This is a genomic window from Belliella aquatica, assembly GCF_014637795.1.
Classification (GTDB): Bacteria; Bacteroidota; Bacteroidia; order Cytophagales; family Cyclobacteriaceae; genus Belliella; species Belliella aquatica.
The window spans coordinates 390142-403334 of record NZ_BMFD01000001.1; the positions used below are offsets into that span (position 1 = coordinate 390142).

The 13193-nt window shown below is 39.5% G+C and carries 6 protein-coding genes; 5 read left to right on the forward strand and 1 reads right to left on the reverse strand.

From position 1 onward, the window contains the following. Positions 1-66: 66 nt before the first annotated feature. Positions 67-2532 carry a glycosyl hydrolase 115 family protein gene (locus tag IEV57_RS01630; protein ID WP_188438947.1) on the forward strand — a complete coding sequence of 822 codons (2466 nt, stop codon included), beginning with the start codon at positions 67-69 and terminating at the stop codon, positions 2530-2532. A 175-nt stretch (positions 2533-2707) separates the two neighbouring features. Here the strand turns inward: IEV57_RS01630 and IEV57_RS01635 are convergent, their stop codons facing one another. Continuing rightward, positions 2708-4237: a rhamnogalacturonan acetylesterase gene (locus IEV57_RS01635; RefSeq protein WP_188438949.1), complete on the reverse strand. Its 1530-nt coding sequence runs from the start codon at positions 4235-4237 to the stop codon at positions 2708-2710. Positions 4238-4562: 325 nt separating this feature from the next. On the opposite strand from IEV57_RS01635, the gene IEV57_RS01640 reads away from it, so the two are divergent. The 4 genes from IEV57_RS01640 (at position 4563) to IEV57_RS01655 (ending at position 13173) form a co-directional block, all read left to right on the forward strand. Continuing rightward, positions 4563-7865 carry a SusC/RagA family TonB-linked outer membrane protein gene (locus tag IEV57_RS01640; RefSeq protein WP_188438951.1) on the forward strand — a complete coding sequence of 1101 codons (3303 nt, stop codon included), beginning with the start codon at positions 4563-4565 and terminating at the stop codon, positions 7863-7865. An 18-nt stretch (positions 7866-7883) separates the two neighbouring features. Then, entirely contained in the window at positions 7884-10031 is a 2148-nt protein-coding gene (locus tag IEV57_RS01645) for a RagB/SusD family nutrient uptake outer membrane protein (protein ID WP_188438953.1), read from the forward strand. 286 nt (positions 10032-10317) lie between these two features. After that, positions 10318-11688 carry a glycoside hydrolase family 88/105 protein gene (locus IEV57_RS01650; RefSeq protein ID WP_188438955.1) on the forward strand — a complete coding sequence of 457 codons (1371 nt, stop codon included), beginning with the start codon at positions 10318-10320 and terminating at the stop codon, positions 11686-11688. A gap of 144 nt (positions 11689-11832) precedes the next feature. Continuing rightward, on the forward strand, positions 11833-13173 hold the full coding sequence (locus IEV57_RS01655) for a rhamnogalacturonan acetylesterase (protein WP_188438957.1): 1341 nt from the start codon (positions 11833-11835) through the stop codon (positions 13171-13173). The last annotated feature ends 20 nt before the right edge of the window (positions 13174-13193 follow it).

Sequence of the window (13193 nt, forward strand, 5' to 3'; positions counted from 1 at the left end):
TGATTTTGAAACCATGTTTCTGTTTTTTAGCAAACAGAAATCATTGAATGACCTTGAACCCAAGCCATGAAAAAGTCGATTTTATTTTCCATTTTCCTGATGTCTCTTTTCGCTTGTTCGGCGCAAAAGCATACTGAGTTTCTGATTGCAGATCGGGAAAACATCACAAGCATCTATGTCGATCAGGAAGCTGAAGAACTTGTAAAATGGGCTGTGGGAGATTTTTTGGGGGACTTGGAAATCATTTCCGGTAGGAAAATTGAAATCGAGTTTGTGAAGGAATATGATGCGGAGAAAAATGGGATTTACATTGGTACAGCCAGTTCTTCACTTAATTTTTCAGAACATTTTGCAAATGAACTTGATGGAAAATGGGAGAATTTTATCATTGAGGAAAATCAAAATAGCCTTATTATCCTTGGGAGTGATGCTCGTGGGACGGTGTATGGAATTTCTGAATTGGCAGAACGCTTGGGAATTTCCCCTTGGAAATGGTGGGCAGATGTAACCGTTCAGCCAAGTGACAGAATTGCAATAAACATACCTGAAGGGGGAATTGCCTCAGGTCCATCGGTGCAATATCGAGGGATATTTTTGAATGACGAAGACTGGGGGTTGCAACCTTGGGCAGCTAAGACTTTTGAACCTGAAGTGGGAGACATTGGTCCGAAAACTTACGAAAAGATATTCCAATTGCTGCTCCGGCTAAAAGCCAATACCATTTGGCCGGCGATGCACCCGTCTACCAAGGCTTTCTTCAGCATTCCGGGCAACAAAGAGATGGCTGAGAAATATCAGATTTTCGTCGGGACCTCCCACGCCGAACCCATGCTTCGGAATAATGTCGATGAATGGGATAAGGAAAAATACGGCGAGTTCAATTACTTCACAAATAGTGATCAAGTTAAGGCATATTGGCAAGAAAGAATCTCGGAAACCAAGGAAACCAAAGGGCTGATTACTTTGGGGATGCGAGGAATCCATGATTCTGGAATGGAAGGAAATGCCAGTACTTCCGAACGAGTAGAATTGCTCGAGAAGATTATCTCAGATCAAAGGGAAATGCTTGCTAACACTTATCAGAAGCCAATTGAGGATATTCCTCAGGTTTTTACCTTATACAAAGAAGTTTTGGATCTTTATGATGAAGGAATGGAAGTGCCAGAAGATGTGACTTTGATGTGGTCAGATGACAATTATGGCTATATCCGAAGGCTCAGCAATGCTGAAGAGCAAAAGCGCAAAGGAGGGAGTGGGGTTTATTATCATTTGAGTTATTGGGGAAGGCCACATGATTATTTGTGGCTCGCCACTACACAGCCGGGATTGATTTGGTACGAGATGTCGAGAGCCTATCAGAATGGAGCGCATAAAATCTGGATTGCCAATGTAGGAGATATCAAGCCCGCAGAATATACCATGGAGCTTTTCTTGGATATGGCTTGGGACATCAACAGTGTTTCCGAATCGAGCATCGACAAACACCTCTTGACTTGGAGTAAGAGGGAGTTTGGTGAAAGGAATGCAGAGCAAATTTCACAAATCATGCAAGAATATTACCGCTTGGCGGTATTGAGAAAGCCGGAATATATGGGCTGGAGCCAAACGGAGCCGACTACCAAAACACAAATGGGAACTTTTGTAGCAGATCAGAATAATGATGAAGTGAGTAGAAGGATAGAATACTATAATGATTTGGTGCGGAAGGTAGAAACCATTCAGAAAGAAATTCCCGAAGATAGACAAGATGCATTTTTCCAATTGGTATCCTATCCGGTGAAAGGTGCGGCTTTGATGAATCATAAGTTTCTCTTTGCACAGCAGGCTTTTTTATCCGAAAACCAACAGGAAAAAGAGCGATTGACCAAGCTAGTGGAAGAAGCTTATCAAGAAATCAACAGCTTGACTGAAATCTACAATCAAAAGGTCAGTAATGGAAAATGGAATGAGATGATGGCCATGAATCCACGCAAACTCCCTGTATTTGATATGCCAACTTTTCACTTGGAGGAAAAAGAAAAGACGTCTATTGATCGAAAGGATAATCTTGCCAAGCCAATAGCCATTCAGGCAATGGATTATATAGGGTCAAAGAGCTCAGGAAATTACGAGTGGAAAAGGGTGGAGGCTTTGGGCTATAGTGGTCAGGCAGTCACTTTGCTTCCCTTGGATAATTTTACTTTTGATAAGGCGGAGCAACCCTATTTGGAATATCAATTTGATGTAGAAAAAACTGGAGTTTATAACATAGAAGTTCGCTTGATGCCAACCCATGCCAATGCCTTTGACCATAAAGTGACTTTGGAAATAAATGGTAAAAACAGCAAATCTTTTTCGACCAATACAAGAGGCAGGAGCGAGGAATGGAAACAAAATACGCTACAGAATCATGCAAAGGTTACTTATCCAGTAAGCATTGATGCATCGGGCAAGCAGGTTTTGAGAATTTATGTCAATCAGACCGGAATCGTTTTGGATCAAATATCTGTCACGTCAGCTGGTTCTCCTGAATATTATGAAATTGAAAGGTAAGTTTGATTCTACATTGTCTCAAAAAAAGGAGTCAAACCTGACAGGTTTATAATTCAGAAAAGGCTTAATCGAACCCAATTCGATACGAACCTGTCAGGTTTTGATTTTCAATTTACTGACTCTAATTTGAAAGTCATTTAGCTATATTTCCCCAAGTATAAATATTAAAATGCCATCATTTTTTCAAATATCCATTGAGTGGATTTTCAGGATTCCTTGAAATTCCTTTGACTACGGCTTCAGCATTAAATTTTGCACCTTCTTCTATCGTGTGGGTGTGATCTTTTGTGTTAAAATAATGTTCACGAACAAAGGCTTCGCCTTTTGATTCGTAACCATCTGCTATGATGGTATTGAGGTCAATGAAAATCACTTCGGCTCTTTCAGCAGCTTCCTTGGCCCAAAGTCCATAGCCATCCGAGGCACGATTGACCTTACCTTCATTCCAGCTATTTCTAGGAACCAACGAACAAACTATCGGTGTAGCGCCTTTTGCTTTGGCATCCAAAATCATATTTCTAAGATATTGGCCGTAAGAATAGACTGTTTCTTGTTGCTTGGTGATAGGATTGTAAATATGCAGCGCTTCAAGTCCTGAACCTCGAATCGTCCCTCTTGCACGTGCATCATCATTTAGCGGACTGCTGTCATTGTGGCCAAATTGCATAATCACAAAATCTCCCGGTTCAATTTTATCAAGCACTTTGTTCCATAGCCCGTAGGTTTGGAATGTTCGGGAGCTTGTTCCTCCCAGTGCATGGTTTTCCACTTTGATTTTTTCCTTATCAAAATAGGGTGCAATAAAATCTCCCCATCCCCAAAGCCCTCCAGAGCCATCACCTTGGCCGTTTTTGACTGTAGAATCTCCAATAAGATAAAGTGTAGGTTTCTTACTTGGCAAAAGCGCCAGTAATTTTTCATCTTCAAGTGACTTGAGACCTTGGATGACCGACCACGCGTTGATTCGAGCTCCAGCTTCATTGGTATGGGTATGGTCTTTTTCGAATAGCCCTTTGACTACTTCGGGCCCCCATTGATCATATTGATCAGCGACAATGCTATTCAAATCCACAAATCCTGCTCCCGCTCTCCTTGCCGCTTCTTTTGCCCAAAGCCCAAAATCCATATTGGCTCTCTCCACTGAGCCATCTTGAAATTTGTTTCTAGGAATCATAGAGGCTACGATTGGATAGGCACCTTTTGACTTGGCTTCCTTGATAAATTTCATCAGATACCAACCGTAAGTATGGACAGTTTCCACGGTACCATCTGGCCAAATTAATTCCTGAGTTTCATCACCCATTCCGCGGAGAACTCCCCGATACCCTCCTCTTGTGGTATCAGGCTTGCTGCCTTCATTGTGCCCAAACTGCATGATGACATAATCGCCTGGTTTTAGCGATTCCATCACTTTTTCCCAACGTCCTTCTTTGATAAAAGTCCGAGTGCTTCGACCAGCCATAGCATGATTATGCACTTCAACTTTTGTGCTGTCAAAGAAATCCTGCAAAAACGTACCCCAACCCCATTGACCTGAACCGCCATTGCCAGATTGATTCCTTACTGTGGAATCTCCAATCAAGAAAATGGATGTTTTTTCCGAGTCTGGATTGGAGGAATTTTGAATCACAAAACTGGAGATTGCCAAAAGGAGGAGCAGTGAGAAAATTGTCTTCAAGGAAAATTGAATGGCTTTTATCTTCATGGTTTTTGGGCATTATTTAGAGAAATGGGTAGGTGATTTTTGGTTATTGATGCTGTTTATATCTTATACTTAAAATAGCTTAAATGGAAATCTAGGGCAAAAGCTTGATTTTCCTATCCTGTTCCCTCCTGATTTTTAAAAATTGGATAAAGATAAAATTCAAAATATATAAGCATGACAGAACAGGATTGATTTCTATTTAAGTCAATATAATTTTATAATTCTTTCATTTAAAAACCTTCTTATTCTTTGAAAAAATGATGTGAAAGAGAATATTTTATATAGTCAATATAAAGAATAAAACTGAAACCAAACCCAATTCCTGATGAAGCAAAATTTTATTTATCACTATTACTTTCGGATACGCACTGCATTCTTTGTCGTATTATCGATAACACTTAGCACAAGTTTTTCCCATGCTTTCAGTTCTGTTTCTGAAAATGTCAGTGACATAAATATTACTGGTGTCGTAACGGATAAAGATGATGGGGTCACTCTTCCTGGGGTGAATATTGTAATCAAAGGTACTACAACGGGAACGGTAACCGACATTGACGGGACCTATACTATCTCTGTACCAGACAACAATACTATCTTGGTATTTTCTTCTATTGGGTATGTTACTCAAGAAATTCGTGTAGGATCCTCAAGTACGATAAACATGGAACTTGCCCAGGATTTGCAACAGCTCGGAGAAGTGGTTGTAGTAGGCTATGGATCTCAAAAGAAAAGCGATCTAACAGGTGCCATCACAAGTGTAGGTTCTAAAACCTTGGAAGAAAGACCAATTGCAAACATTTCTCAAGCACTCCAAGGGAATGCTGCTGGAGTACATGTGACAACGAATATGCGACCAGGTGAATTGCCTGCTGTCAGGATTCGTGGAAACAGATCTATAAACGCTTCAAATGAACCACTTTACGTCGTAGACGGAATTCCAGTAGTGTCTCAATTGGGAGTTACTTCTTTTTCTTTGAACGATATAAGTCCCAATGATATAGAGTCTATAGAGGTTTTAAAAGATGCTTCTGCTACAGCAATTTATGGTTCTAGGGGAGCAAATGGAGTAATTTTAGTAACTACCAAGAAGGGTAAAAAAGGTCAGATAAAAGTTAACTACAGTGCATCAGTCTCAATGGACTCCTACAAAAACTTGACGGATTGGATGTCTGGAGGGCAATATGTAGATATCTGGAGACAATCGTTGATCAATGGCCGATTATATGGAGATGCGAATAATGAAGATTTGAATACTCCCGCACAACCATGGTATCCAGACCCATTTTTAGATCAGCAAGTAATGGGGCTTGGCCAAGATCCAGTTGCCAGAGATATGGTTTGGCAAGGTTACGAGTGGGAAGAGTTTGGTGTAACTCCTCGGTTTAGGCCGACTACTCCAGAGGAGCGAGCTTTAGGATGGCCTAATCAAGTGCCAATCTACAATTCAGAAAATGTAGGGAATTACAATTGGCAAGATGACGTCACTCGTCAGGGGATCACTAATATTCACCAAATATCATTGTCTTCGGGTACAGAAAGGTCACGATTATACTTATCTCTTGGATATCACAATCAGACAGGAGTTCAAAAAGATCAGGATTTTGAAAGGTTCACACTAAACTTAAATGGGGATGTAAATCCAACGAAGTGGCTGACGGTTGGTTCCTCTGTATTGGGATCATTTTCAATCCAAAACTATGGTTTCATGGGGCCAAATACGAGTAATACAGGTTCAAAAGACTTATTCTCACGCGCAAATAATCAATTCCCCTATGCCGTCCCTAGAGATAATGAAGGCAACTTGATACGAAACCCAGGAGGTAATCTCAACTTGTGGAATCCCTTGATGGATATAGGTCAGGCACTTAATGAAAGAAGGACTACCTCCATTTTAGCAAATATTTTCTCTGAGGTTCAGATTACTCCTTGGTTGAAGTATAGAGTTAATTTTGGCGGACAAATAAGAAATTTTAGAAGTGGTTCTTGGACTGGCCCAAACTCATCTAATCATATCAATCTGCGTCCAAATACAGCTGGGATGTCCAAAGATGAGAATTTTTCCTGGGTAACAGAAAATCTCCTTTTTGCAGATAAGACTTTTGGTGACCATTCTTTTGGATTCACATTATTGCAATCTTCGCAGTATTCTAGAAGAGAAGGAATGGGAATGAATGTTTCCAACACAGTGGTTCCAGCAAGTTTATGGTACAACCTCAATTCAAACACGGTAGGTCGTCCTGACAGCTATGGTTCTTCTTTTACAGAGAATACGCTTCAATCTTGGATGTTAAGGGTAAATTATTCACTAAAGGATAAATATTTATTAACAGCCTCAGGTAGGTATGATGGTTCCTCTGTATTAGCTCCTGGGAATAAATGGGATTTTTTCCCGTCATTTTCAGCAGCTTGGAAAATGCAAGAAGAAGGGTTTCTGAGAGACATTGATTGGATCTATGAATTGAAGCCTAGATTTGGTTTTGGTGTTACTGGAAACTCAGCAGTAAATCCATATACAACAACGGGACCATTGAGTCAGAATCCGTATTCTTTTGGAAGTGATGCAGCAATAGGGTTTTTACCACAGCTTGTACAAAACCCTGATTTAGGATGGGAGAAAACAACACAATGGAATGCAGGTCTAGATTTTGGGCTTTTTAATGGAAGAGTTAAAGGTGCTCTGGAGGTTTATGATATGACTACTAGAGGATTGATTTTTGGAAGATCCGTTCCAGCGGTTACAGGATATGTTCAGAAATTTGAAAATATAGGAAGCACCAGAAACAGGGGGATAGAATTTACACTTTCAACCATCAATTTGGAAAGAAATGGTTTTACTTGGCAAACGGACTTCAATTTTGGAGCGAATCGAGAGCAAATTTTAGAATTGGTAAATGGCGCTGAAGATATGATTGCCAATAACTTATTTATTGGTTTTCCTATTCATTCATTTTTTGATTATCGACACGATGGTATCTGGCAAAATACAACGGCTGATTTAGAACAAATGGCGCTCTTTAATGCGAATGGACATAATTTCTATCCTGGCTCTGTAAAAATCGTTGACCAAAATGGCGATAATAGAATAGATGGTGATGACAGGGTAGTAGTAGGTACCAGACAACCTAGATGGACAGGTGGTATAACAAACACGATGAATTATAGAAACTGGACGTTGAGTTTCATGGCGTATGGTAGATTTGGACAGACTTATTTTGGAGGTTTACCAAGTATCGGTGGGATATTTCCAAACGGAAGAGTTGAAAATGACCGCTGGTCTTTTGACAATCCGAATGGAAGATGGCCTTTACCATCTATAGGTGCAAATGTTCAAAATATTGTAAATCCTTTACAATTTAATGATGGCTCGTTCGTCACGATAAGACACATTTCATTAGCCTATGATTTTCCATTTGAGTATATCGAGAAGTTGGGAATGTCAACCCTACAGCTGAATATGCAAGTTGTAAATCCGTTTATTTTTGGTGGAGATGTAGTAAGATGGGGTATCAACCCTGATGATGACACTTCTTGGGAAAATAGAAATTCAGCCGGAGATCCTCTTGGCGGGATGAATAACAATACCATTTTACCACAGAGCTTGGTATTTACACTAAGAGCAGGATTTTAATTCAAAATAGCAGAAAAGATGAAAAAATATATTTGGATAATATTAATTGGTGCAATTGGGATATTTAGTTCTTGCCAAGATTTTCTTGAAGAAAGACAAGTCTCCAATCTTACACAAGATTATTTTAATGACGAGAATGGATTAGAATCCTTAATTAATGGGCTCTATGTATACGCTCGAGTAAAGCACGAATGGGAAGCTAATGGGGCAAGGTTGACACAAGCAGAGACTGACGCTTATATGACCTCGAGTGCTCCATGGGCAAGGATGGAAGTGGGTATTTATGGAAATGACCTCAGTAATATTGCAAATAATGTATTCAATTACCTTGGAAATTCAAATGCCAGCTTTGCTCCTATGGGGGCTTATCCACATATCAATAATTGTAATATTGCATTAGATGTTCTCGAAAATGGTCGTCCAGGAATCTTTGGTACAAACCAGTCTTTTGCCAATCAAAGGAAGGGGGAAATTTTATTTTTGAGATCATGGGCTTTTTATTTAGTTTCTAATCAATTGGGAGATATTCCATTGCTTTTGGAGCCTAGGAGAGAAGATGATGGCATCTATTATTTCCCCAAAGCTAGTTTGGAGGAGGTTTATAGCCAAATGATTGACGATGTAACCTTTGCTTATGAAAATTTACCGGCTTCTGCTCCAAGAGGAAGACTGAATAAGTGGGCCGCAGGTCATTTCCTTGCAAAGCTTTACCTCAATAGAGCTCAGGCTGCGGAATTTGCAAATAGTGGTGAAGAATCATTGAGAAGATTATATAAAGGAAATGTACCCACAGATTTGGATAATGCTATTCAAATTGCATCTGAAGTAATCTCAGGAGCAGGAGGTTTAGCGCCTGACTATGAAACATTATTTGATCCAGCAATCTCTGAGACAAGCCCGCATCCAGAAGTACTCTGGTCAGCCCAGTTTGATGCGAATATTGGACTAAATGGTCGATTTGGAGGAAATAGATCTGTGAACTATCATGTTGGAAACTATACTGAACAATCAGGAGTCAACAGAGCCATGATATATGGAAGGCCCTTCGGTACATTTAAGCCGACAGACTATGGTTATGATAATTTTAAGGATAAAATGCATGATTCTAGGTTTGCGAAGACATTCCGCCATGAATATATAAGCAATATGGGGTCTAACTCTACTTCGTTTAGATGGACAGAAGAAACTGCTGCGTGGTGGAATGCCAACAAACCATCCGATCAACCTGAAGTGAGAGCTGGTGAAAGAAGAATTCAAAATGGACAAAGAGCCATCATTTATTTAGAAAATGATAGAGATAATGCCCTAGACTCAATGGAGGTCATGAGCCAGCCATATCAATTTATGGTAAGATGGGTAAGGTCTTCAAAAACTGGAAACTATTACTATCGTCTATTTATCAATGGGGCTAACATGGGTCTGGCAACGCAAACAGCACCATATCTTTCGGTCAAAAAATATGTAGATCCATCAAGAGGAGGAAGTACAGACGAAGGAAATTTCAATTCTGAGGCAGGTACTAGAGATGCAATATTGATGCGATTGGCAGAAACTTACCTGATTAGAGCTGAAGCATATGGTAGAAAAGGAGACTATGGATTAGCCGTAGACGATATTAATGTTTTGAGACAAAGAGCTGCATTTAAAGGTGGAGAAAATCGTCCGTCTCTTTTTGCAGAATGGTATCCTGAAGCTCAAGAGCTGGACGGTTCTGAACTGGAGCCCCCATTTGCAGCTGCAGGAAATTCTTATGATGCTATTATGGTGTCTGAAAACCACTTCACTCCAGGAACTCCCGAAGCCATTCGTGAAGGATATATAACTAATGTCAATACAAAAAAGGACATGTTTATTCATTTTATTTATAATGAGAGAAACCGCGAGTTCTTAGCCGAAGGAATTATGTGGGAAGACTTACATAATGCTGGGATACTTTATGATAGAGTGATGCACTTCAACCAAATGGCATCAAACAGAACTGGTCTCTGGCCCGCTGCTACGAATACAGCTGGAGGAAATGGACAAAATGGGAATGGAAAAGGTCAAATGCAACCTTTCCATACCTTTAGACCTTGGCCATTTAACTACTTGGTGCAGTTGACTGACCAAAATGGAGTACCGCTAAATGAAGCAGCTAGATCAGAGTATCAAAACCCAGGATACTAAGACAAGAATTGAGCATCAAATTAAAAATTTAATCACCAAGGGATCAATACCTATCCTTTGGTGATTTTTTGTTTTAAACTGAGTAGAAACTACAAATGATTTAATTTTCTAACATCAAATTTGGGAGTTTCTATAAAGAGCGGAGTTGGTTTTGAATTCACTCTACAGTATAAGCTATAATAATTAATTTGTAAATCATATTCATTATCCCGACACTACAGGAAGGAATTCAATTTCAGATGTATATTTTTGAATTATATTTGGTGTAAACTATATTAAAACAACGATGAACAACATTATAACCAGAATTACAAAGCCTTTTACTTTGATCTTGTTTTCACTTTTTCTCTTGAATTGCCAAACGCAACAAGAGGAAAACACAACAGCAGAGGAAGAAATGACCGATAGCAATACACCGCTACACTTGTTGCAGCCGGATTATCCGACACCTTACGGAGCTCCTGAAGTTTCAGAAGTGAAGGCTGTTTTGGATCGTGTAAAAGGATATTTGGAGGAAACTACCCATACGACAATCCTAACGGAAGAGGGTGGTACTGAAATTACCGATTTTAGTAAGGCTGATGAAAAGTCAGTTTTGAAAAAAGGAGACTTTAGACTTTTGAGTTACGAATGGGGAGTGACTTATTCTGCGATGCTTTTGGCTGGCGAGATTACAGGAGATGAATCCTATACAAATTATACCAAAAACAGAGTTAAGTTTTTAGCAGATTTGTATCCGCATTTTGAAAAAATGGGTGACAAAAGACATGCCCTACATTCGATAGTGGCTCCTGGAGCATTGGATGATTGCGGAGCACTTTGTGCATCATTTATCAAAACTGAAGCAAATGGTCTTGATGCAAATGTAAATCCATTGATTTCGAATTTTATGGATTATATCATGAACAAAGAATTCAAGTTGGAAGATGGTACTTTGGCTAGAAATAGACCTTTGAATAATACACTTTGGCTGGATGATTTATACATGAGTGTTCCTGCTATTGCTCAGATGGGTAAAAAAACAGGCGAACAAAAATACTTTGACGAAGCAGTAAATCAGATTAAACTTTTTTCTGATCGCATGTTCAATAAAGAAAAAGAGCTTTACATGCATGGCTGGGTAGCTGACATGGAAGTTCATCCTGAATTTCATTGGGCAAGAGCAAATGGCTGGGCACTTTTGACCAAAGTTGAGGTACTGAAAGTATTACCTGAAAATCACCCTGGAAGAGCAATGGTTTTGGATCTTTTGCAAAAACACATTAGAGGGCTTGCTGCATTGCAGTCAGGATCTGGATTTTGGCATCAACTTTTGGATAAAAATGATTCTTATTTAGAAACTTCTGCTACCGCTATTTATGCTTATTGTATTGCAGCTGCGGTGAATGAAGGTTGGATTGATGATATGGCACATGCGCCAATGGCTATTTTGGCCTGGAATGCAGTAGCCACGATGGTCAATGACAAAGGCCAAGTCGAAGGAACTTGTGTAGGTACAGGAATGGCATTTGACCCGGCATTCTACTATCACAGACCTGTTAATAAATTTGCAGCACATGGTTATGGTCCTGTAGTCGCTGCAGGAGCAGAGATCATCAGACTGCTTCAAGAAAATGAATTTGAAATCAATGACAGCTCTTTGCAGATTTTGAAATAATTTGCATCCAAAAAAGGACATAGCCCAGCGTTATGTCCTTTTTTTGATTAAAATGAAAAGAGAGTGGTTTTACTCTCTTTGATTTTTTATTGATGCAAGAATCCTAAAGTGTCAAATACTTTTAATTATTCAGGTTCCGATCAAATGAAAAATCCACGCTCTTTAATTTTAACAGCCTTTCTAATTTTTTGTGAAATTTCATGCTCCTTAGCGGAGCAGCAAGTCAGTTGGAAATTTGATTTTGGCAAAGAAAAAACCAAAAAGGGATGGATAGCCATATCCGAGGATGACCTTTTTGACCATGCAAAAGGCTTTGGTTTCGAAGAAATTGATGGTTTGGAATCGGTGAATCCTAGAAAAGGGAAAGCTTCTAAAAATGGATTTATGCAAAGTGATCGCCCGTTTTACTTTTCTATGAATGTACCCGAAGGAAACTACAAAGTGAAGGTGACTTTTGGAGACTTAAAAGGGAGTTCGGTCAATGTAGTCCGTGCAGAATCACGCCGGATGATGATTGATAAGCTGCAGACCTTTGATCGAGAAGTCCTTAATCGAGAATTTATCGTCAATGTAAGGCATCCGAACATACAGGGAACAGACAAAAAGGTTGCGCTTAAAGAAAGAGAGAAGGATTATTTTCACTGGGACGAAAAGCTTACACTAGAATTTAATGGAGAAATTCCCAAAATCTGTGCTGTTGAAGTCACAAAAATGGAAGATGCCATCACTGTTTTTTTAGCTGGTAATAGTACGGTGGTTGATCAAGCTTATGAGCCTTGGGCAGCTTGGGGACAGATGTTTCCGTTTTTCTTTCAGCCTGATCAAATTGCAATCGCCAATCATGCGGAATCAGGCGAAAGTCTTCTTGCTTTCAAAAGAGAGGGACGTTTAGAAAAAATACTCAATTTGATGAAAAGAGGTGATTACCTTTTTATTGAATTTACGCACAACGATCAAAAACCGGGGAACAATTATTTAGAAGCATTTACAACCTATAAGGATGAACTGAAACATTATATTCAGCAAGCTAAATCTAAAGGTGGTGTTCCTGTGTTGGTAACATCCATGTACAGGAGAAATTTTGATAGTGATGGTAAGCTCGTCAATACCCTAGGTGATTACCCCGAAGCAATGCGTCAGGTTGCATCAGAAGAAAATGTAGCTTTGATTGATCTAAATGCAATGAGCAAAACACTTTTTGAGGCGATGGGATTTGAATATTCCAAAAAAGCATTTGTCCATTTTCCTGCGGGAACATTCGAGGGACAGAACGAAGCTTTTGCAGACAATACGCATTTCAGCACTTATGGAGCCTATGAACTGGCTAATTGTGTTGTGGAAGGATTGGTTAAAACAGACCTAGACCTGAAGTATTATCTCAAAAAAGATCTCCCAAAGTTCAACCCTGCTGAACCGAGAAAATTTGAAGATTTTTATTGGCCATTGAGTAAAAGAGTTTCAACTGTGAAGCCTGATGGGAATTAAGTATAAAATGATACTGACTT